Here is a 20,280-nt window from a genome sequence, read left to right as displayed (position 1 = left end):
CGTCTTGTCGCCTATTTCTGGAGCGATTCGAGATATGTCGCGAGGGAGAGGACGCGCCCGCGCGTGGCCAGCACGTCGGTGTAATACGGCGCGCCGTGCCCGCCCTGGTCCATGAACACCTCGCCGAAGACCGGCATCGGCCCGCCATGTGCCCGCACGCCCGTGCGCCCGTCGATGATGTGGATCGTTTTGAGCATCGGGAACGCGCCGTCATTCGCGGCAGCAAGCCCGGTCAGATCGGCAGGTTTCACGGTCAGATATTCGGCCATCGGCCCGGTGCCGGTGCCGTCGTCGCCATGACAGCTGGCGCAATATTGGTCGTAGAGAACTTTGCCGACATCGGCGTTCTGAGCGATGGCCGGCGTCGCGGCGAGACATGCCGCGGCGATGAGGTAAGTGAAGCGCATTGTATCCTCCCACAAAGATGACGCGGGGGAAGGTTAGGCGCGAAACGTGATCACGTCTGTGATCGGCGTCAACGAAGAAAGGCGCCCCGTATGCTACGGAGCGCCCCACGAAAAGGGCCATCTCTATTCGAGATGACCCTCCGAGATCTACGGAGATGGTCCGGTTAGGGTCCGAAGGATCCAGCCGTCCCAGTCAGGGTTCTTTGCCCTAGGGTTTGCCCTCAGGCCACGGCCCCCCTCACTGTCCCGACACCTCTCTCCACTATCACTCTAGACACTGGACCACCTCCTTTCATGCGTTGCCGTTATCCACAGCGTGCCACAGATTTTGTGTGTGGCAAGAAAAATCACGCAAGTCTTGGAGAAAGTTTCGTGACGAGTGCCTTGAAAGGCAGCAGTGCGATCAAAGTCAGGGCAAGTTTGACAAGCCAGTCGGCGGTGGCGAGCGACACCCAGAGCGGCACTGTCGGCCCGACGCCCAACAGGGGCAGGGTCTCATTCGCCCAGGACACGTCGTTGCCCGGCTCGAGGAAGGTCAGCCCGGCCGAGAAAGCCACCGAGAAGAAGATCAGCGTATCGAGCGAGGCGCCGATCAGGGTCGAGATCGCCGGGGCGCGCCACCAGACGCCGTCGCGCAGCTTGTCGAAGACGAAGATGTCGGTCATCTGCGCCACGAGGAAGGCCGCGCCGGAGCCGAGCGCGATGCGCAGCGTCACCGCCGGATAGGTGAAGCCGTCACCCTGCAGCATGATCTGGCTGCCGATGAGCGAGCAGATCACCCCCACGACAAAACCCGCGAAGACCACGCGACGCGCGGCACCGGGGCCGTAGACACGGTTCATCACGTCATTGACGAGGAAGGCGAAGGGGTAGGTGAAGGCGCCCCAGGTCAGCCAGTCGCCGACGAGGAATTGCACCAGGATGTTCGAGGCCACGACGATTGCGGCCATGGCAATGATGCCAGGAATATAGCGGGTCATGATGTTCAACCGTTTTTACATGGTAGCGGAGACATGGCCCGGATCAGCCCGGGCAAGGGCGCGCGATACGCCGTCACGACGCGCGCGTCAATCCTTCTTAGCGGTGCGGCGCGTGTTGGGCAGGACGTATTCGACGATTTCGGTGCGCTGCAGGAACCGGAAATTGTCGTCGGAGATCATCGTCAGGCGGATCGCACCCTCGTCGTCGCGCCAGACCGACAGGCCCTCGAGATTGTCGTGTCGTCCCGCGCCGGTTTCCAGCAGAACCTCGCCGCCCGAGATCGAATCGCCGTTGATGTCGAAGACCTGCACGCGCGAGCGGAAGCCCAGAAGGCCCCAGAAGTCGCGCTCCAGCAGATAAAAGCGGCCATCGGGCCCGAAATCCGCACCGACCGGCAGCCAGTTATCGGAGCGCGGGATGGCGAAGGGCTGATCCCATTTGCCATCGCGATAGCGCCAGACCGGGTAGGGCCTGTCCTTCGCGCCCGAGCGTTCGGGCATCGTGTAGAGCGTGCCCTGATCGTCGATCGCCAGCGCCTCGAGCGAGGAGTTGTTCTGCATCTTCGCGAAGGCATCCGGGCGCGGCAGTAGCTCGGCCGGACCGCCGTCGGTCGGGAAATGCGACACCCGCGCCAGCCCTTCGAAGGAGATGTAGACCGAGCCGTCGGGCGCCAGGGCCAAGCCTTCGCTGTCGCCCTGATGGCGGTTGAGCACGCGGCCCTTGGAACTGTGAAGCCAGTTCGGCCCGTTGGTGATTTCGACGTCGCTGATCCGGCCCTGCGCGTCCCGGTCCAGCCGCCCGCGCCAGATCGTCGTGCGGTCGGATTGGGTGATGAAGTTGCGCCCGTCGGGGCCCAGCTCGAGCCCCGAGAAGCCGCCGAAGACGCTCACGCCCGGCATCGTCCAGTGATAGCTTTGCAGGAAGCGGGCGCGCGGTTCCGGTCCGGCCGGCGCGAGCCCCGCGAGAACCGCCAGCCCCGCCCCCGCGATCAGCGCGAAGACAGAACGGCGCGGCATTGGCTAGGCAGGTCCGACATGACGTAGGTCTTGGCGTTCTTTTTCGGCGGCCCTTTCGGCTTGGGCTTCGCTGCGGTTTTCGGCGGGTTGAGGTAATCCGTCACCCACCAGTTCAGCGTCTCGTCACAGCCGTCGCCTCCCTTCGACAGCTGCGCCACGGTCGGCTTCTGCGTCTGGCAATAGCGCGCACCGGGCGGGCATTTCAGGCGGACATGGAAATGGGTGTTGTGGCCATACATCGGACGGATTTTCTGCAGCCAAGCGCGGTCGTTGCGCGGCACCGTGTTGCACATCGCGATTTTCACCGCAGCGGCGACGAAGATGCGGTCGACCCGCGGATCGGCGGCGGCATGGCGCATCAGCTCGAGATGCTGCGGCGTCCAGTTGCCGTTGATATGGCGCTGGTCGGCGGTGCGCACCGAGATCGAGGAGATCTTCTCCCGCTGGGCGCGGCTGAGATTGAGGTTCGTGGCCGGCAGCATCCAGATGTCGGCATCCAGCCCGATCTGGTGGCTGGCATGGCCGCCGGTCATCGGGCCGCCGCGCGGCTGGGAAATGTCACCGATATAGAGCCCGTTCCACCCCGGCAGGGTCGCGGCGTAGCGCGACAGATCCTGCAGATAGGTCAGCATTGCAGGCTGGCCCCAGTTGCGATTGCGCGACAGGCGCATCGCCTGCCATGTCGGCCCGCTCTCGGGCATCCGTTGCAGCCCGGCGGCGCAGCCGCGCGAATAGAAGCCGATGGCAGAGGGCGCCTGCGCCGAGGCTACCGCTTCCGCGCCAAAAAGCTGGCGGGCGAGCGGTTCGGAGAATCCGGGGGCGGCAGTCAGGCTGAAAGAAAGAGCGGCGGCGAGTAATTTCGCGATCATGGTGAGGGGGGTCCTTCGGGCGCAGGGTCTCCGTGGCTTCTCACGAAGCCTAGCAGGACCAGGCCCAAAAGCAAAAGAACGATGATCGGCGTGATGCCGGTCGACTGATTTCCGCTTATCTGCGTCGTAATCCCGATTGCAAGCGGCGCGATGAAGGCCGTGGCCTTGCCAGACAGCGCGTAGAGGCCGAAATGCTCGGTGATCTTTTCCGGGTCGGCCTGACGCACCATCATCGTGCGCGAGGCCGATTGCAGCGCGCCGCCGCAGGCCCCGATCATGCCGCCAAGTACCATGAAGGCGATGTCGGGCAGTTTGCTGTCGGGGGTGACAGCCATGCCGAAGACGCTTTCGCGCGAGATCATCACGATGCCGAGCACCACGAGCGTGAGGATCACGAGCGTCGTGATGATGACCGTGCGCGGCCCCCAGCGGTCGTCCGCCTTGCCGCCGAGCCATGCGAAAGTCGCGCCGGTGATCGTGCCGAGGATGCCGAAGATGCCGATCAGGGTGATCGACCAGCTCAGCACGCCCGCCGCGTAGAGCCCGCCGAAGGTGTAGATGCCGTTGAGCGCATCGCGATAGAACATCGAGCTGAGCAGGAACGAGGTCAGCGAGCGCCGATGTGGCAGCGCGCGGAGCGTCGCGCGCAGTTCCGGCCATGCGCCGCGCAGTGCCGTGCCGATGGGCAGCGCGTCGGCTTTGCGCGGCTCGCGCACCCAGAGGAAGAAGGGGATCATGAATACCGCGTACCAGATCGCGGTGAGCGGCCCGACCGCGCGGGTGTCCTCGCGCGTGGCGATGTCGAGGCCGAACAGCGGCTCGATCCCGAGCATGGTTTTCCCGGTCGTCGGGCTCGCCTGCAGCAGCAAAAGCATGATGAACAGCGTGATCATCCCGCCGATATAGCCGAACGCCCAGCCCGAGCCGGAGATGCGCCCGATTTCTTCGCGGGGCCCCAGATCGGGCAGAATCGCATTGGTGAAGGTGGTCGCAAATTCCATACCGATCATGCCGATGGCGAAGCTGATCATGATCGCCATCAGCTTGAAATCGCCCGGCACCGCGTACCATAGCCCCCACGCGCCCAGAACGTACATTACCGAGAAGACCCAGATGAACGGCATCCGCCGCCCCGATCGGTCGGCAATCGCGCCGAGGAAGGGCGAGCCGAGCGCGATGATGATCCCCGCGATGCCCACGCCATAGCCCCAGACGGTCTGCGCTGCGGTGCCCGAGCCCATAAGGTCTTTCACGAAGGGCGCGAAGATGAAGGTGATCAGCAGCGTGTTATAGGGTTGGCTCGCCCAGTCGAAGAACCACCAGCCCCAGATGCGTTTCTTCGCCGTGATCATGTCGCCCTCTCCCCGCCGCGCCAGCAATTGCGGCGATCAAGCCCGAAAAGGGACGGTCTGGCAAGGGGTTCGACGGTCGGGGCATGCCGCGGGCGCGGCAGTGTCACATCTGCGGCGGCCAGGGACGCTTGAGGTCTGCCTCCGCCCAGGCGGTCACGAATTCGGGCAGCGGCGGCGAGGTCGCGTCCTGCCCCATCTCGGCCAGAACCTGCGCCGGTGGGATCATGCCCTTCTTCGAGGTCACGGCACCACGGATCAGCACATGCGAGGTGCATTCGCCGCTTTCGGTGAACATCGCATGCTCGAGCCAGATCCAGCGATCGTCCCAGCCAAGACAGCGCGAGCGCATCTCGAATTTCTGGAAGGCCTGCACCCGGCGGCGATAGCGCGTGGTGTTCCCGGCGACCACGATGCCCCATTTGTTGCGCTTCAGTGCGCCCCAGAGCCCTGTGCGGATCGCAAGCGGAATTCGCCCGAGATCGTAGAGCGTCAGCGTGCGCCCGTTGTTCAGCTCCATCCAGAGGTCGATGTCCCACGGCCAGCAGATATGCTGGCTGACATGCGTGCCCGTGATCGGCAGCGCCGGGGCGTTGCGGAACTTCACGATCTCTTTGGCCATACGGATAACGGGGTACATGCGGGCACTGGTGCTGCGACGCCGCGGGAGGGTCAAGAGAGACGTTACGGAAAATGCGCGTGAGCCTGCGGTTGCAATGCCGCGGCGCCTCGCTTACCTGTCTTTGCGATCCAAAGCGGAGGTTTCGATGGTCACGCTCTTTCAGGCCCTGGTGCTGATCCTGAACGTCATCTGGTTCGTCATGATCGCCCATATCATCATGAGCTGGCTTATCAATTTTCAGGTACTGAACCTGCGCCAACCCTTGGTGGCGCAAATCTGGTTCGGCCTGAATAACCTGCTGGAGCCGATCTACGGGCGCATCCGTCGCTTCCTGCCCGACACGGGCGGGCTCGATCTGGCGCCGCTGGTGGCCTTCATCATCCTGATCATCATCCGTCAGGCGCTGTTCAACAACGCGGCCTTCTTCTACGGCAACAGCTTCTGATGCCTGCGGCTGCGGCAGCCGAAGCCCCCGCAGAGCTACTGGCGCGAGTCTGGGGGTTCGACGCCTTCCGACCCGGTCAGGAAGAGATCGTGCGCGCGGTGATCGAGGGCCGGAACGTGCTGGCGATCATGCCGACGGGCGGCGGGAAATCCCTGTGTTATCAATTGCCTGCGCTGGCGCGCGAGGGCGTGACGGTGGTGATCTCGCCGCTGATCGCGCTGATGCGCGATCAGGTGCGCGCGTTGAAACAGGCCGGCGTCGAGGCGGGCGCGCTGACCTCGGGCAATACCGAGGAGGAGACCGAAGAGGTCTTCACCGCGATCGACGAAGGACGGCTGAAGCTTCTCTACATGGCGCCCGAGCGTCTGGCCTCTGGCGGGGCGCAGCACCTGCTGAAGCGCGCAGGCGTCAGTCTGATCGCGGTGGACGAGGCGCACTGCGTCAGCCAATGGGGCCATGATTTCCGCCCCGACTACCTGCGCATCGGCGAGCTGCGCCGCAGCCTTGGCGTACCGCTTGCGGCCTTTACCGCGACTGCCGACGAAGAAACCCGGACCGAGATCGTCACGCGCTTGTTCGACGGGCAGCCCCCCGAGAGCTTCCTGCGCGGCTTCGACCGACCGAATATCCATCTGGCCTTTTCGCCCAAGGATCAGCCACGCCAACAGATTTTGCGCTTCGCGGCCGCGCGAAAAGGGCAATCCGGCATCGTTTATTGCGGCACGCGGGCGAAGACCGAGAGCTTGGCCAAGGCGCTGAGCGAGGCCGGGCATCTCGCCTGTCACTATCACGGCGGGATGGAGGCCGATGACCGCCGCGCTGTGGAGACCCGCTTTCAGCAGGAAGACGGGTTGATCGTGGTCGCGACGGTCGCCTTCGGGATGGGCGTCGACAAGCCCGATATCCGCTGGGTCGCCCATGCCGATCTGCCCAAGAGCATCGAGGCTTACTATCAGGAGATCGGACGGGCGGGCCGCGACGGTGCCGCCGCCGAGACGCTGACACTGTATGGGCCCGACGACATCAAGCTGCGCCGGTCCCAGATCGACGAAGGGCTCGCCCCGCCCGAGCGCAAGGAGGCCGATCACGGGCGGCTGAATGCGCTGCTGGGTCTGGCCGAGGCGACCGAATGCCGCCGGGTGAAGCTGCTGCGCTATTTCGGCGAAGAGGCCGCGCCCTGCGGGCATTGCGACCTATGCGATACGCCGCCCGAGGTGTTCGACGGGACCGAGGCCGTGCGCAAGGCGCTGTCCGCCGCGCTGCGCTCGGAGGAACGGTTCGGCGCGGGGCATCTGATCGAGATTCTGCTGGGCTCGCAGACCGACAAGATCAAGCAATGGGGCCACGACAAGCTGCCGACCTATGGGGTCGGGCGCGATCTGAGCCGGGCGCAATGGCAGGCGGTGTTTCGGCAGATGATGGGCCACGACCTGATCCGTCCCGACGCGGCGCGGCACGGCGCGCTGGTGATGACCCAGACCGCGCATCCGATCCTGCGCGGCGAGCAGTCGATCACGCTGCGCCGCGATCTGGTGGCGAAGGCGAAGACCAAACACGTGGTCCGGACGCTGGTGAGCGACGACGACGCGCCGCTTCTCTCGGCACTGAAGGCGAAGCGCCGCGCGCTGGCCGAGGCACAGGGCGTGCCCGCCTATGTCGTCTTCACCGACCGCACCCTGATCGAGATGGCCGAGAAACGCCCCGGAACGCTCGACGAAATGGCGGGGATCAGCGGTGTCGGTGCCAAAAAGCTGGAAAGCTACGGCGCGGAGTTTCTGGAGGTGATCGCCGGCGCGGTGGAAGAGATGCACCCGCTGCGCCGCAAGCTCGCAGGTTCGACCGAGGGGGAAATTTACGACCGGTTGGCCGATGCGCAGCGAAATCTCGAACGCGGCGCGGATGGCTATGATCGCCCGCTCTCCTGCTCGGCCTCGACGATCCGCAAGATCGCGGAGACGAAGCCTCGCAACCGCGACGATCTCGCCCGGATTTCCAACCTGCCCGAGGCGAAGCTCGACCGCTTTGCAGAGGCGTTCCTGGCGGTGCTGGCCGACTACCGCTAGGCGGGTTGGTCGACCGCGGGTGGGCGTGCATCTGCGGGGCGATCCGACTGGATGCGTTCGGTAATCTCTCGTTTCTTCAAAGGCTTGGTCAGGTAGTGGTCGATCCCGGCGGCGAGGATGCTCTCGCTGTCGCCCTCCATCGCATGGGCGGTGAGCGCGCAGATCGGCACATGTGCCGCGCCTTCCAACGCCCGGATTTCGCGCGCCGCCTCGCGCCCGTCCATGCCGGGCATCGAAATGTCCATGAAGATCAGATCGGGCTGGAAGCTGCGCCACAGCGCGACGGCCTCATGCCCGTTATTGGCGAAGCGCAGATCGATATCGAGATCCTTCACCATCTTGGAAAAGACCAGCTGATTGGTGCGGTTATCCTCGGCGGCGAGGATCCGCATCGCACGCCGCTCGGTCAGGTCTGGCGGCGGGCTGGGAGGCGGCGGATCAGGTGTCGCTTCGGCGGCCCGCGACAGGTCCTGCAATGCGCGGAACAGTTCCGAGCGCAGCACCGGTTTTTGCAGACAGCCGGTGACACCCTCGTCCATCGCGGCCTTCGCAGCCTCCGGGTCGGAGCTGAGCAGCAGGATCGGCACGTCACCGCCATCCGCCCGAAGCCTCTGCGCGAGCGCGACCCCATCAAGTGCGGGCATTTGGTGATCGGTCAGGATCACGTCGAAAGCGCTGCCATCCTCGATCACCTGCAACGCCTCCTCGCCGGAGCGACAAAGCGTCACCTCCAGCCCGTAGGTCTGCAATTGCCGCTCCAGAATGACGCGATTGACCAGAAGATCGTCGACCACCAGCGCCGCGTGCAGCGTGATCGGCGGGGAGGGGGCGTCGATCGGCTCGACCGGTTCGGCGCGGGGCAGCACCAGTTTGAGGCCGAAACACGAGCCTTTGCCAAGCGCGCTGTCCACCCAGACCTCGCCGCCCATCAACTCCACCAGTTGGCGGGTGATCGCAAGACCAAGCCCGGTGCCTTCGAACTTGCGATTACTCTCGGCCTCGACCTGATTGAACTCGCCGAAGACGTGATCGAGCAGCTCGGGCGCGATGCCGATACCGGTGTCTTCGACGGTGATGTGCAGCTCGTAGTGACCGGCCTCGCGTTCGACTCCTACGACGCGGGCGAGGACGTGACCGGCATCGGTGAATTTCACCGCATTGCCCAGAAGGTTGGTCAGGATCTGACGCATCCGTCCGGGATCGGCCTCGAACCGGGTGGGCAGGAACAGGTCGTAATCCACCAGAAGCTTCAGATCGCGGTCCTTTGCAGAGGGCTGCAAGAGCACCGTCACCTCGTGCAGGCAGCGTTCCAGATCGAAGGGTTCGGGGTAAAGCCGCATCCGCTCCGCCTCGATCTTCGAGTAATCGAGCACGTCGTTGATGATGGTCAGAAGCGCTTCGCCGGAGGAGCGGATGGTCTCGGCGAACAAGCGCTGCTCTTCGGACAGATCGGTCTCGACCAGCAGGTCCGCCATGCCCACGACGCCATTCATCGGCGTGCGGATCTCGTGGCTCATATTGGCGAGGAAGGCGGATTTCGCGCGGTTCGCCGCCTCCGCCCGGTCGCGGGCGTCGCGCAACTCCGCTTCGCGCGCGACGGCGCCGGTGATATCCTGCGCGAAGGTGACGAGATCGCCCTGCGCGCCCCATGTGTCGTTGAGCCGGAACCAGCGGCCATCCTGCGTGCGCAGCGCCATCGGGGGGATCTCGGTGCGGCGGATGCGTTCGCACATCTCGAAATGCCAATCGTGCGGATCGCGCCCCTGCAGGTCGAAGACACCGCGCTCTGCCGCGATCCGCATCACTTCGTCATAGGCGACGCCGACGCCGATCGCGATTTCGCCTTCGAAGAAGGAGAGGAACAACTGGTTGGCGGCGACGAGGCGCAGATCGCTGTCGAAGACCGCGAAGCCGTCCGAGATCGAATTGACCGCGTGCCACAGCCGCGCCTGCGCGATCTGGGCGAGCGAATTGGCCCGTTCGAGATCGTTGCGCACGCGGCTGTTCTCTCCCAGCAGGGTTTCGCGTTCGCTAAGCGCGCGGGCAAGACCTTCGCGCTGCTCCACAACTTGATCTGAGAGCATCCTCGCGTGCTGGGCCAGCTTCTGGTTGGCGGCGAAGAGTTCCTGGCGCTTCTGCTCCAACAGCTTTTCCGCCGCGAGTCGCCCGCGGCGTTCCCGTGCCAGTTTCTCTGCGATCGCCTTGTGCATGGACGCGGCAAAGCCCCCCGTGTGGTCCGGGAGGCAGAGTTGCAGTGCTGCGTGAAAGGCGGGTTAACCGCGATGATGGGCGGGCGGGAAAATCCTTAAATTGCTATGGATTGCCCGCCCGCTTGACCCTCAAAGACCGGGCCTCAGAGACGTTCGATCGAGAGCGCGATGCCTTGGCCGCCGCCGATGCACATGGTGACGAGGCCGTGCTTGCCGCCGGTGCGCTCCAGCGCGTGCAGCGCCTTCACGATCAGGATCGCGCCGGTGGCGCCGACCGGGTGGCCGAGCGCAATCGCGCCGCCATCGGGGTTCACCTTCGACGCATCCAGACCCAGCTCGCGCGAGACGGCCAGCGCCTGCGAGGCAAAGGCTTCGTTGCTTTCGATCCAGTCGAACTCGGAGGCCTGCATGCCGGTCTTTTCCAGCAGCGCGCGCACGGCGGGGATCGGGCCGAGGCCCATCACCTCGGGGCGGACGCCCGCGATGGCGTAGCCGGTGATCTTGGCGCGCGGGGTCAGACCCGCCTCTTTCGCGGCCTCTTCGCGGGCCAGAACCAGTGCCGCCGCACCGTCATTGATGCCCGAGGCGTTGCCCGCGGTGACCGAGCCGTCCTTCTGGAAGACCGGCTTGAGCGAGGCGAGCTTCTCGAGGCTCGTCTGTTTCGGGTGCTCGTCGGTGTCGAAGACGGTCGTGCCCTTGCGCGTGGTGATCTCGACGGTGGCGATCTCTTCCTTGAAATGGCCCTCGGAGATCGCTTTTGCCGCACGCTCCTGGCTTTCCATCGCGAAGGCGTCCTGCTCTTCGCGCGAGATCGAACACTCGGCGGCCACGTTCTCGGCGGTCACGCCCATATGGCCGGTGCCGAAGGGGCACGACAGCGCGCCGGTCATCATGTCGAGCATCTTCGCGTCGCCCATCTTCTGACCGAAGCGGGCGGCGGGCATGATATAGGGCGATTTGCTCATCACCTCGGCACCGCCTGCCAGCGCGAAATCGGCATCGCCCAGCATCAGCATCTGCGCGGCGGACACGACCGCCTGCACGCCGGAGCCGCAAAGGCGGTTCACGTTCATCGCGGGCGTGCCGACCGGGACGCCGGCATTCACCGCCGCCACGCGGCTGAGATACATGTCACGCGGTTCGGTGTTGATGATATGGCCGAAGACCACCTGACCGATCTTGTCCGCCGACACGCCCGCCCGCGAGATCGCCTCTTTCGAGACATGGGTGGCGAGGTCGATCGGCGCGAAGCCGGACAGCGTGCCGCCGAACGTGCCGATAGGCGTGCGGGTGCCGGAGAGAATGACGATACCGGTCATGGGTAGCCTCCAATGTTTGGGTCGGCGCGAGGGTAGCGAATGGGCTGACCCCGCGCCAGCGCGCCCGCATGGTTATGACGAGACGTCATTTGCCAAGGGCACCGGGTTGAAACTCGTGACATAGGGAACACATTCTAGAAATCGAATATGACTAGGAGGCCGACATGACTGCCAACCCGATCGTCAAAGGGTTCTGGGATCGTCCCACCGGAAGCTGGCAATACGTCTTTCACGACCCCGATACGATGAAGGGGGCGGTGGTCGATCCGGTCTGGGATTACGACCCGCAGGCGGGCGCTACGACGCTGGGCAATGCCGAGAAAATCCTCGATTACGTCAAGGCCGAGGGGATCGACGTGGAGTGGGTGCTCGATACGCATCCCCATGCCGACCACTTCTCCTCGGCCGTCTGGCTGGCCGAGAAACTGGGCGCGAAGCGCGGCATCGGCGAGCGCGTGCGGACGGTGCAAAGCCTCTGGGCCGAGATCTACAACACGCCCGAGCTGTCGCAGGACGGGCGGCAATGGGATCACCTGTTCGCCGAGGGCGAGACGTTCAGGATCGGCAATCTCGATGTGAAGGTGATGCTCTCGACCGGGCATACGCTGGCCTCGATCACCTATGTCGTGGGCGATGCGGCCTTCGTGCATGATACGCTGATGCAGCCCGAAAGCGGCACGAGCCGGGCGGATTTTCCAGGCGGCTCTGCGGCCGAGCTGTGGGATTCGATCCGGGCGATTCTCGATCTGCCCGCCGAGACGCGGCTGTTCATCGGGCACGACTATCCCGGCGAGGGCAAGGAGCCGCAGACCGGCGCGACCGTGGCCGATCACCGCAAGCACAACAAGCACGTCAAGGACGGCATCAGCCGCGAGGAGTACATCAAGACGCGTGAAGAACGCGATGCGACCCTGCCGCTGCCCAAGCTGATGCTGGCCGCTTTGCAGGTGAATATCCGCGGCGGGCGCAAGCCCGAGGCCGAGGGGGATGGTCGGTCTTACCTGAAAATCCCGCTCGACTATTTCGAGCCGCGGTAAGCGTTAGCCGCGTGGCAGTTCGGCCCGGCCCTCGGGGGTCAGCAGCCACGCGTCGCGGCCTTCGATCACCACGGTCGAGAGCGGGTGGCCATAGCCCGCGCCGGAATCGAGATTGAGGCGGTTGCCGTAATGGGTGGCCGCCTTGATATTTGTATGCCCATGCACGATCAGCGCCCCGTGGTCGCGCGGGTCGGTCAGGAAGGGTTTGCGAATCCATAGCAGGTCATCCTCCACCTGATCCTCCATCGCCACGCCGGGGCGGATGCCGGCGTGAACGAAGATCGCCTCGCCGCGGGGGAAATAGGCGGGCTGGCGCGCGAGCCAGTCGCGATGGGACTGCGGGATGGCGGAAAGCTCCGATGTGACCTCGTCGAGTGGGCGCGAGAACGCGTCGGGGATGCCGTAGCTCTCCAGTGTCGCCTCGCCGCCCACACGCGGATTGAGATAGGAGACCTCTGCGCTGAGGATCGGGTCTTCGGTATAGGGATCGTCGAGGAAGCCCAGGAACATCCGGTCGTGATTGCCGCGCAACACGATCCAGTTCTCGCCGCTCTGCTGACCTTTCATCAGGTAGTCGATCACACCCGCCGAGTCCGGTCCGCGATCCACCAGATCGCCGACATGCACGATCGGGGCCTCCGTCTCGCCATAGGCGTCGCGATCCGCCGCAATCAGGTCATGCGCCCCGCGCAGCTTGTCGAGATGCCCGTGAATGTCGCCGATCGCGTAGGTCCGCATGAGTGCCCCTTCCAATGCAAAGGCCCCCCGCGCACGGCGGAGGGCCCGGTTTCAACCGTTCAGCTAAGTCAGCCGAGGACGAATTCCAGCGGCTTGACCTGCTTGAAGCCGCCCGAGGTTTTCAGCGCCTCGACAACGTCCGCGCTGACCGCCTCGTCAACATAGGCGATGGCGATCGCTTCGCCGCCCTGCTTGGAACGACCCAAGGTGAAGTTCGCGAGGTTCACGCCCTTCTCGCCGAGGATCGTGCCGAGCTTGCCGATGATGCCGGGCACGTCGTCGTTGGTGGTGTAGAGCATGTGCTCGCCCACTTCGGCGTCGATGTTGATGCCCTTGATCTGGATGAAGCGCGGCTTGCCATCCGAGAACACGGTGCCCGCGATCGAGCGTTCCTTGCTTTCCGAGACGACGGTGACCTTGATGTAGCCCTCGAAGATACCGGTCTGGTCCTGCGAGGTGGTCGAGATCTGGATGCCGCGCTCTTTCGCGATGACCGGGGCGGAGACCATGTTCACGTCCGGCTGGCTGGCCTTGAGGATGCCCGAAACGACAGCCGCGTCGAGCGCCTTGAGGTTCATCTCGGACGCCACACCGTCGAAGGTGATGTTGATCGCCTTGATCGCGTCCTCTGTCATCTGGCCGATGAAGCCGCCGAGGTGCTGTGCGAGTTTCACCCAAGGGCCCATGACTTTCGCTTCTTCAGCGGTCATCGAGGGCATGTTGAGCGCGTTCTCGACGGCGCCGTCCAGCAGGTAGTTAGACATCTGCTCTGCCACCTGCAGGGCCACGTTCTCCTGCGCTTCGGTGGTCGAGGCGCCGAGGTGCGGCGTGCAGACCACGTTCGGCAGGCCGAAGAGGACGTTATCGGTCGCCGGTTCCTCGGCGAAGACGTCGAAGGCCGCGCCTGCGACATGGCCCGACTTGATCAGATCGGCCAGCGCCTGCTCGTCGACCAGGCCGCCACGCGCACAGTTGATGATGCGCACACCGGGCTTGGTTTTCTGCAGGTTTTCCTTCGAGAGGATGTTGCGGGTCGAATCCGTAAGCGGCACGTGCAGAGTGATGAAGTCGGCGCGACGCAGCAGTTCGTCCAGCTCGACTTTCTCGACGCCCATATTGGCCGCCTTCTCTTCGCTCAGGAAGGGATCATAGGCCACGACCTTCATCTTCAGGCCGCGCGCGCGGTCGCAGACGATGCCGCCAATATTGCCCGCACCGATCACGCCGAGCGTCTTGGCGGTCAGCTCGACCCCCATGAATTTCGACTTTTCCCACTTGCCGGCCTGCGTCGAGGCATCGGCTTCGGGGATCTGACGCGCAACGGCGAACATCATCGCGATGGCGTGCTCGGCGGTGGTGATCATGTTGCCGAAGGGCGTGTTCATCACGATCACGCCTTTCTTGCTCGCCGCTTCCTTGTCGACATTGTCGGTGCCGATACCGGCGCGGCCGACGACTTTCAGGTTGGTCGCGCTTTCGAGCAGTTTCGCCGTGACCTTGGTGGCCGAGCGGATGGCGAGACCGTCATACTTGCCGATCACTTCGGCGAGCTTTTCCTTGTCCTTGCCGAGCGAGGGTTCGAAATCGACCTCGATGCCACGGTCACGGAAGATCTGGACGGCGGTTTCCGAGAGCTTGTCGGAGACGAGAACCTTGGGGGCCATTTTCTGGGCTCCTTGAATTTTCAGAATATCGGGAAAGGACGGGCCCGGAGGCCCGCCAATCTGTCACGGATCACGCTTGCGCGGCGATCTCGGCCTCGAAGGCGTATTCGACCCAAGGCATCAGCGCCTCGACATCCGCCGTCTCGACGGTCGAGCCGCACCAGATGCGCAGACCGGCCGGGGCGTCGCGATAGGCGCCGAGATCGAGGCCCACGCCTTCATTCTCGAGCCGCTTCGCGACGGCCTTGGCGAAGGCCGCGCCATCCTTGATGCGATCGTCGGTGAACTTCACGCAGACCGAGGTGGTCGACGCGGTCGCCGGATCATTGGCGAGGTTCGCAATCCACGGCTTCGCGGCGCAGAAATCCCAGACGACTTTCGCGTTGGCATCGGCGCGGTCGATCAGGCCTTTCAGCCCGCCCACCGATTTCGCCCAGTTCAGCGACACGAGGTAGTCTTCGACGCAGAGCATCGAGGGGGTGTTGATCGTCTCGCCCTTGAAGATGCCCTCATTCAGCTTGCCGCCCTTGGTCATGCGGAAGATCTTCGGCAGCGGCCAGGCGGGGGAGTAGTTCTCGAGCCGCTCGACAGCGCGGGGGCTCAGGATCAGCACGCCGTGACCGCCTTCACCGCCCAGCACTTTCTGCCAGGAGAAGGTGGTGACATCGAGCTTGTCCCACGGCAGGTCCATCGCGAAAGCGGCCGAGGTGGCGTCGCAGATGGTCAGGCCTTCGCGGTCCGCCGGGATCGCATCGCCATTGGGGACGCGCACGCCCGAGGTGGTGCCGTTCCACGTAAAAACGACGTCGGTGTTGAAGTCGATGGTGGAGAAATCGACGATATCGCCATAGTCGGCGGTCTTCGTCTCGGCCTCGATCTTGAGCTGCTTGACCACATCGGTCACCCAGCCGGCGCCAAAGCTTTCCCAAGCGACCATCGTCGCCTTGCGCTCGCCCAACAGCGACCACATCGCCATTTCGACGGCGCCGGTGTCGGAGGCGGGCACGATGCCGATGCGGTAATCGGCGGGCACGCCCAGAATTTCGCGGGTGGTGTCGATCGCCTCTTTCAGCTTCGCCTTGCCGATAGCGGCACGGTGCGAACGGCCCAGCGGCGCGTCATTGAGCATGTCGAGGGAGAAACCAGGGATCTTCGTGCAGGGGCCCGAAGAAAAACGCGGGTTTGCCGGCCGCGTAGCCGGAGCTTGAATAGCCATTGCTGGTATCCTTCCAGATATATGCCCTTCGTTGGGGAAGGGTGTCCCGCCGCCGGATGTACGCGTGGGTCCGCTCTGGTGCAAGGGGAGAATTCACCGCGAGGCCACACCTGCGTCAAAATGATGCCGGATCTCGATGCAGACTGGTGCGGCGGTCGTGATGTTGTATCGTTTCAACGATACGCGCCGGCGAGCATATGAGCCAAGGCAGAATCTTATATTATAAACAGTATGATAAATCGTTCAGTTCGTGACATTTGTTCGCGTCACTCCGCTCGAACTGGGCGACCCAAGAGCTTTCAGACATGACTAAAGACAGCGCCCCGGAGACAGCCGTGATCACGCCGATGCGAATTTGCATCATCACCCTGATGAAGAACGAAGGGCCTTTCATCCTCGAATGGTTGGCCCATTGGCGCAATCTCGGGGTGACCGATTTCATCGTCTTTTCGAACGACTGCTTCGATGGCACGGATGCGATTCTGGACCGGCTCGATGCTCTCGGGGTCGTGCAACACTTGCCCAACCCAGCATATCTGGCGGACACCAAACGCTTCCATCGACAAGCCTTGGCTTACGGGTCGCAATTGCGGCGCCATCGCGAGGCCGATTACACGATGATCTGCGATACCGACGAATTTCTGCATATCGACGTGGCGGATGGCACCCTTCCGGGGCTTCTGGCATTGCACGATTATCCCGATGCGATCTCCTTCGGCGAGCTGCTCTTCGGGTTCGGAGGGCGAGAAAGCTTCGAAGAAGGTCTCGTTACCGAGCGGTTCACCTGGGCGATCGACATGAGACCCGGAGCGCGCCGTGCCCGTCGTGGCGTGAAGACGATCGCAAAGGTCACGCCGACGGTCCTCGAATGGAACAACCATCGTCCGCAGATGGAGCGACGGCGCGGCATTCGTTGGCTCGACGGTGCCGGCGTCCCAGTGCCGCGCAAATTCCGTGTCGGAACGGATCGCGGCTACGATGTGCGCGGGCGATATGATCAGGCATGGCTCGCGCATTATTCGGTACGCTCGGCGGAAAGCCTGTTACTGAAAATGGAGCGCGGCGACGCGGTGCGGCCGGACCGGCTGACTGCCAATTATGCGCGCAAACGCAGCTCTGCGCGCGAAGAAAACCTGACCATGCTGCGCTATGGATTGGCGATCCGGCGCGAGATGGGCCGCTTCCTCGAAGATCCGGTGTTGTCCGCGTTGCACACCGCGGCGATCGACGCTCATCATGCGCGGATCGCCGAACTGAAAGCCGACCCCGAGATGGCGGAGGTCTGGAAGACGTTCCGCGAAGTCTGCCAGACAGAGATAGCAACGCGCGCGGAGCGTTCCGGAACGGGTGAAGCCGAGAAATAGCGAGGCGAGGAGGCGCAGGTTACCCCGTGGCGACGCTCTGGCATGCGCCGGGAAATTGGTCTAATCCCGGCATCAAAATTCGGAGCCGATATTCCCCAAGGAGCGCGCATGTTTACCGCCACGCTGATCGCTGACCCGAAAGAGGCCAATCTGGATCAAGGCACGCTCGATGCGCTCTGTGGCGCATGGGGCGGTGGCGATGCGCGTTGGCTCAACCCGAATGTCGCAGCCGAGTTCATGGTGGACCGCGTGCCGTCGAATCGTTGGGAGGCGTGGGAGAGCCTGCAGGGGCTGGGCGTCGACCTCGTCGTGCAGCCCGCCGAGGGGCGTCGCAAGCAGATGCTGCTGGCGGATATGGACTCGACGATGATCCAGCAGGAATGCATCGACGAGCTGGCCGACGTGGCGGGCGTGGGTGAACGCGTGAAGGAGATCACCGCGCGGGCGATGAATGGCGAGCTGGATTTCGAAGGCGCGCTGACCGAGCGGGTCGGTCTGCTGAAAGGGCTGCCCGAGAGCGTGATTTCCGAGGTGATCGCGAACCGCATCAGCTTCATGCCCGGTGGGCACGATCTGGTCGCGACGATGAAGGCCAATGGCGCCTACTGTGTGCTCGTCTCGGGCGGATTCACGGCCTTCACCGGCTATGTCGCGGAGACGCTGGGCTTCGACGAGAACCGCGCGAACCTGCTGCTGGTCGAGGATGGCAAGCTGACGGGCGTGCCCTCGCAGCCGATCCTCGGGCGCGAGGCCAAGGTTCAGGCTTTGCTGGAAATTTCGGAAAAACTGAAGCTGGATCACGCGCAGGTCATGGCCGTGGGCGACGGGGCGAACGATCTGGGAATGCTGAAGCTCGCCGGTGCGGGCGTGGCGCTGCATGCCAAGCCCTCCGTTGCCGCCGAATGCGACATCCGGATCAACTTCGGTGATCTGAGCGCGCTGCTCTACATTCAGGGCTATGCGGTGGAAGATTTCGTCTGACCGCCCTGCCAGACTTCGGTCAGGCGCCAATCGTCATCGAAATGCACCAGATCCCCTGCGAGACCGGGGGCGATCCGGCCCACCGGCGCGCCGATTGCCTCGGCCGGGATACGACTTGCCATCGCAAGCGCCTGTTCCGGTGATACGCCAACCGTCTCGATCATGAAGCGCACCGCCTGCGGCAGCGACAGATCGGCCCCGGCGAGCGTGCCATCCTCCAGCCGCAGCGCCCCGTCGCGGCGCAGGATGCGGCGACTGGCGAGATCAAACTCGGTCAGGTCGGACCCGGCGCAGGCCATCGCATCGGAGACGAGGAAGACCTCGCCCTGCCGTTTCGCCGCCAGCGCCAGCCGGATCGTCTCGGGATGCACATGGATGCCGTCCGCGATCAGCCCCACGGAGACCGGCTGCGACAGCGCCGCGCCGACGAGGCCGGGTTCGCGCGAGCCCAGCTGGCTCATCGCATTGAAGAGATGGGTGACCATCCGCGCGCCTGCCGAGATGGCCTCTTGGGCCTCAGCGAAGGTGCAATCGGAATGGCCGAGGCTGACGACGATACCGGCATCGGAGAGGCGCGCGATCTGTTCGGGTGTCGCGTTTGCGGGCGAGAGAGTCACGATCAGCGCGGGCAACCCGGTCTTCGCCTCCAGCAGCGTCTCGATATCCTCTTCGTCCATCGGTCGGATGCGGCCCGGCGGGTGACAACCGGGGCGCTTCGGGTCGAGATGCGGGCCCTCCAGATGCAGCCCGCCGAAGCCCGGCACTCGCGACACGGCGGCGATGCCTGCCGCCAGCACCGTCTGGGTCGCGGCGCGGGTGTCGGTGATCAGCGTCGGCAGGATCGTCGTCGCGCCAAGATCGGCATGCGCGGCGCAGATCGTCGCGATCGTCTCCAGCGTCGCGCGCCCGTCGAGCATCACGCCGCCGCCGCCGTTCACCTGCAGATCGACAAGCCCGGGCGCGAGCGTGCCTCCAGGAAACTCGATCACCTCGCCTTCTGGCAGTTCCGCGATCGGGCAGAGCGCCGAGATTCGACTCTGTTCCAGCACGATTGCATAGTTTTCGTGGAAGGCGGCGCCATCGAAAACGCGCGCGCCCGTCAGTATCAGCTTGTCCAAAACGCATCCTCCATCGCCAATGCCAAGGCACCGTCCAGCGCGTTGCCTTTCGCCGCCCGCTGCGGCCAATCTTGCACCGCCAGACCCTGTCCAAGTCCGCCGAGCCACGTCACGGGCAGCGGCTCTTCGGGTTGCAACAGCGCGATGGCCTCCCGAATCTCCGTCTGCGCAGCCTCGCGCACGGCGACCGCGGCAGGGTCGGTCGACTGCAGGACGCGCGGCGCAAATCGCGCCCAATCGGCAGGTGTGGCGTCGAGGCTGAACGCGATCAGCCCGTTGCGCCCGTTCATCTCGTCGAGGAAGTCGCGCAGCAGCGGCGTCACCGGGCAGAAACCATCCAGCGCACGCCCCGCTCGCATTCCGAGCGCCCGGCCCATCCAAGCGCCCGAGCCCTCATCGCCCAGCCGCAAGCCCCAGCCACCGATCGCGTGTTGCTGACCGCCCAGCTGCCGCGCGAAGAACGAGCCGGTGCCAATGGCCGCGACGATACCGTCCTCCGGTCCTAGGGCGCCGCGCACTGAGGTCGTCACATCCTGTACGACGCGGGCGGGAAAAGGCAGCTCGGCGGCCAAAGCCTCGGCGGCGGGCGCATGGTTCGCCCCGGCCAGCCCGAGCACCGCGCGAATCTTCGGTGCATCGAGGGGCCCCATCGCAGTTTCGATGGCGGTGAAGATATTCCGCCGCGCGGCGTCGTAATCGGAGGCAATATTCGCGGGGCCGGCCTCGCCGCGCCCGATGACGCGGCCTGACGCATCGGCGAACACCGCCCGGCATCCGCTGCCTCCGCCATCGACTGCAATGAAATGCATCCCCGCCTCCGTTTTCTGCGTAACAGTGCCAAATAGCGAACCCGAGAGAAAGCGCGTAACGAAATCCGCGCG

The 20,280-nt window shown here is 64.5% G+C and carries 18 protein-coding genes; 5 read left to right on the top strand and 13 right to left on the bottom strand.

Going from position 1 to position 20,280, the window contains the following annotated elements; all coding sequences use genetic code 11:
* Positions 1-11: 11 nt before the first annotated feature.
* From DEM26_RS08750 to DEM26_RS08725, 6 genes are all read right to left on the bottom strand, one after another.
* Positions 12-407, bottom strand: coding sequence for a c-type cytochrome (locus DEM26_RS08750; RefSeq protein ID WP_088725209.1), 396 nt, complete (start codon positions 405-407; stop codon positions 12-14).
* A 347-nt stretch (positions 408-754) separates the two neighbouring features.
* The gene (locus DEM26_RS08745; protein ID WP_075775341.1) at positions 755-1,387 is read right to left on the bottom strand and encodes a queuosine precursor transporter; all 633 of its coding nucleotides are present in this window, start codon (positions 1,385-1,387) and stop codon (positions 755-757) included.
* 87 nt (positions 1,388-1,474) lie between these two features.
* Positions 1,475-2,404, bottom strand: a complete 930-nt coding sequence (locus DEM26_RS08740; RefSeq protein WP_075775342.1) for an esterase-like activity of phytase family protein — start codon at positions 2,402-2,404, stop codon at positions 1,475-1,477.
* On the bottom strand, positions 2,377-3,273 hold the full coding sequence (gene mepA / locus DEM26_RS08735) for a penicillin-insensitive murein endopeptidase (protein ID WP_075775343.1): 897 nt from the start codon (positions 3,271-3,273) through the stop codon (positions 2,377-2,379). Before mepA ends, DEM26_RS08740 begins: the two co-directional genes overlap by 28 nt.
* Positions 3,270-4,625 (bottom strand): MFS transporter, encoded by a 1,356-nt coding sequence (locus DEM26_RS08730; RefSeq protein WP_109172181.1) that lies wholly within the window; start codon positions 4,623-4,625, stop codon positions 3,270-3,272. The genes mepA and DEM26_RS08730 overlap by 4 nt, the downstream gene beginning before the upstream one ends.
* 103 nt (positions 4,626-4,728) lie before the next feature.
* Positions 4,729-5,262: an acyl-CoA thioesterase gene (locus DEM26_RS08725; RefSeq protein WP_075775345.1), complete on the bottom strand. Its 534-nt coding sequence runs from the start codon at positions 5,260-5,262 to the stop codon at positions 4,729-4,731.
* Between the two features lie 127 nt (positions 5,263-5,389).
* Here DEM26_RS08725 and DEM26_RS08720 point away from each other — a divergent pair, with 127 nt between their 5' ends.
* Positions 5,390-5,689 carry a YggT family protein gene (locus DEM26_RS08720; RefSeq protein ID WP_075775346.1) on the top strand — a complete coding sequence of 100 codons (300 nt, stop codon included), beginning with the start codon at positions 5,390-5,392 and terminating at the stop codon, positions 5,687-5,689.
* On the top strand, positions 5,689-7,752 hold the full coding sequence (recQ, locus tag DEM26_RS08715) for a DNA helicase RecQ (RefSeq protein ID WP_109172180.1): 2,064 nt from the start codon (positions 5,689-5,691) through the stop codon (positions 7,750-7,752). Before DEM26_RS08720 ends, recQ begins: the two co-directional genes overlap by 1 nt.
* Here the strand turns inward: recQ and DEM26_RS08710 are convergent.
* Both DEM26_RS08710 and DEM26_RS08705 read right to left on the bottom strand, forming a co-directional pair.
* Positions 7,749-9,962, bottom strand: coding sequence for a response regulator (locus DEM26_RS08710; protein WP_109172179.1), 2,214 nt, complete (start codon positions 9,960-9,962; stop codon positions 7,749-7,751). The two genes, recQ and DEM26_RS08710, sit on opposite strands and share 4 nt — an antisense overlap.
* A 143-nt stretch (positions 9,963-10,105) precedes the next feature.
* Positions 10,106-11,281 (bottom strand): acetyl-CoA C-acyltransferase family protein, encoded by a 1,176-nt coding sequence (locus DEM26_RS08705; protein WP_109172178.1) that lies wholly within the window; start codon positions 11,279-11,281, stop codon positions 10,106-10,108.
* 164 nt (positions 11,282-11,445) lie between these two features.
* On the opposite strand from DEM26_RS08705, the gene DEM26_RS08700 reads away from it, so the two are divergent.
* Positions 11,446-12,318, top strand: coding sequence for an MBL fold metallo-hydrolase (locus DEM26_RS08700; RefSeq protein WP_088719840.1), 873 nt, complete (start codon positions 11,446-11,448; stop codon positions 12,316-12,318).
* 3 nt (positions 12,319-12,321) lie between these two features.
* Here DEM26_RS08700 and DEM26_RS08695 read toward each other — a convergent pair whose 3' ends face one another.
* The 3 genes from DEM26_RS08695 to DEM26_RS08685 form a co-directional block, all read right to left on the bottom strand.
* A complete protein-coding gene (locus DEM26_RS08695; protein ID WP_088727647.1) occupies positions 12,322-13,056 on the bottom strand; it encodes a metallophosphoesterase family protein in 735 nt (244 codons plus the stop codon).
* Positions 13,057-13,124: 68 nt separating this feature from the next.
* On the bottom strand, positions 13,125-14,720 hold the full coding sequence (gene serA, locus DEM26_RS08690) for a phosphoglycerate dehydrogenase (protein WP_075775352.1): 1,596 nt from the start codon (positions 14,718-14,720) through the stop codon (positions 13,125-13,127).
* A 70-nt stretch (positions 14,721-14,790) separates the two neighbouring features.
* A complete protein-coding gene (locus tag DEM26_RS08685; protein WP_109172177.1) occupies positions 14,791-15,936 on the bottom strand; it encodes a phosphoserine transaminase in 1,146 nt (381 codons plus the stop codon).
* 305 nt (positions 15,937-16,241) lie between these two features.
* Here DEM26_RS08685 and DEM26_RS08680 point away from each other — a divergent pair, with 305 nt between their 5' ends.
* Positions 16,242-17,300 carry a glycosyltransferase family 2 protein gene (locus tag DEM26_RS08680; RefSeq protein WP_109172176.1) on the top strand — a complete coding sequence of 353 codons (1,059 nt, stop codon included), beginning with the start codon at positions 16,242-16,244 and terminating at the stop codon, positions 17,298-17,300.
* Between the two features lie 108 nt (positions 17,301-17,408).
* Positions 17,409-18,281: a phosphoserine phosphatase SerB gene (gene serB, locus DEM26_RS08675; protein ID WP_109172175.1), complete on the top strand. Its 873-nt coding sequence runs from the start codon at positions 17,409-17,411 to the stop codon at positions 18,279-18,281.
* On the opposite strand, the gene nagA is transcribed toward serB, so the two are convergent.
* Positions 18,257-19,399, bottom strand: coding sequence for an N-acetylglucosamine-6-phosphate deacetylase (nagA, locus tag DEM26_RS08670; RefSeq protein ID WP_109172174.1), 1,143 nt, complete (start codon positions 19,397-19,399; stop codon positions 18,257-18,259). The genes serB and nagA overlap by 25 nt on opposite strands.
* The gene (locus DEM26_RS08665) at positions 19,387-20,208 is read right to left on the bottom strand and encodes a BadF/BadG/BcrA/BcrD ATPase family protein (protein ID WP_109172173.1); all 822 of its coding nucleotides are present in this window, start codon (positions 20,206-20,208) and stop codon (positions 19,387-19,389) included. The genes nagA and DEM26_RS08665 overlap by 13 nt, the downstream gene beginning before the upstream one ends.
* Between the last annotated feature and the right edge of the window lie 72 nt (positions 20,209-20,280).

Source organism: Thioclava sp. NG1 (assembly GCF_003122275.1).
Taxonomy (GTDB): Bacteria; Pseudomonadota; Alphaproteobacteria; order Rhodobacterales; family Rhodobacteraceae; genus Thioclava; species Thioclava nitratireducens.
The sequence above is the reverse complement of the archived record's forward strand: the minus strand, read 5'-3'. Positions and strand labels throughout refer to the sequence as shown.

Excerpts from the sequence above, each read along its gene's own strand:
- DEM26_RS08750 (WP_088725209.1), bottom strand. The coding sequence starts at position 407 with ATGCGCTTCACTTACCTCATCGCCGCGGCATGTCTCGCCGCGACGCCG.
- DEM26_RS08745 (WP_075775341.1), bottom strand. The coding sequence starts at position 1,387 with ATGACCCGCTATATTCCTGGCATCATTGCCATGGCCGCAATCGTCGTG.
- DEM26_RS08740 (WP_075775342.1), bottom strand. The coding sequence starts at position 2,404 with ATGCCGCGCCGTTCTGTCTTCGCGCTGATCGCGGGGGCGGGGCTGGCG.
- mepA (WP_075775343.1), bottom strand. The coding sequence starts at position 3,273 with ATGATCGCGAAATTACTCGCCGCCGCTCTTTCTTTCAGCCTGACTGCC.
- DEM26_RS08730 (WP_109172181.1), bottom strand. The coding sequence starts at position 4,625 with ATGATCACGGCGAAGAAACGCATCTGGGGCTGGTGGTTCTTCGACTGG.
- DEM26_RS08725 (WP_075775345.1), bottom strand. The coding sequence starts at position 5,262 with ATGTACCCCGTTATCCGTATGGCCAAAGAGATCGTGAAGTTCCGCAAC.
- DEM26_RS08720 (WP_075775346.1), top strand. The coding sequence starts at position 5,390 with ATGGTCACGCTCTTTCAGGCCCTGGTGCTGATCCTGAACGTCATCTGG.
- recQ (WP_109172180.1), top strand. The coding sequence starts at position 5,689 with ATGCCTGCGGCTGCGGCAGCCGAAGCCCCCGCAGAGCTACTGGCGCGA.
- DEM26_RS08710 (WP_109172179.1), bottom strand. The coding sequence starts at position 9,962 with ATGCACAAGGCGATCGCAGAGAAACTGGCACGGGAACGCCGCGGGCGA.
- DEM26_RS08705 (WP_109172178.1), bottom strand. The coding sequence starts at position 11,281 with ATGACCGGTATCGTCATTCTCTCCGGCACCCGCACGCCTATCGGCACG.
- DEM26_RS08700 (WP_088719840.1), top strand. The coding sequence starts at position 11,446 with ATGACTGCCAACCCGATCGTCAAAGGGTTCTGGGATCGTCCCACCGGA.
- DEM26_RS08695 (WP_088727647.1), bottom strand. The coding sequence starts at position 13,056 with ATGCGGACCTACGCGATCGGCGACATTCACGGGCATCTCGACAAGCTG.
- serA (WP_075775352.1), bottom strand. The coding sequence starts at position 14,720 with ATGGCCCCCAAGGTTCTCGTCTCCGACAAGCTCTCGGAAACCGCCGTC.
- DEM26_RS08685 (WP_109172177.1), bottom strand. The coding sequence starts at position 15,936 with ATGGCTATTCAAGCTCCGGCTACGCGGCCGGCAAACCCGCGTTTTTCT.
- DEM26_RS08680 (WP_109172176.1), top strand. The coding sequence starts at position 16,242 with ATGACTAAAGACAGCGCCCCGGAGACAGCCGTGATCACGCCGATGCGA.
- serB (WP_109172175.1), top strand. The coding sequence starts at position 17,409 with ATGTTTACCGCCACGCTGATCGCTGACCCGAAAGAGGCCAATCTGGAT.
- DEM26_RS08665 (WP_109172173.1), bottom strand. The coding sequence starts at position 20,208 with ATGCATTTCATTGCAGTCGATGGCGGAGGCAGCGGATGCCGGGCGGTG.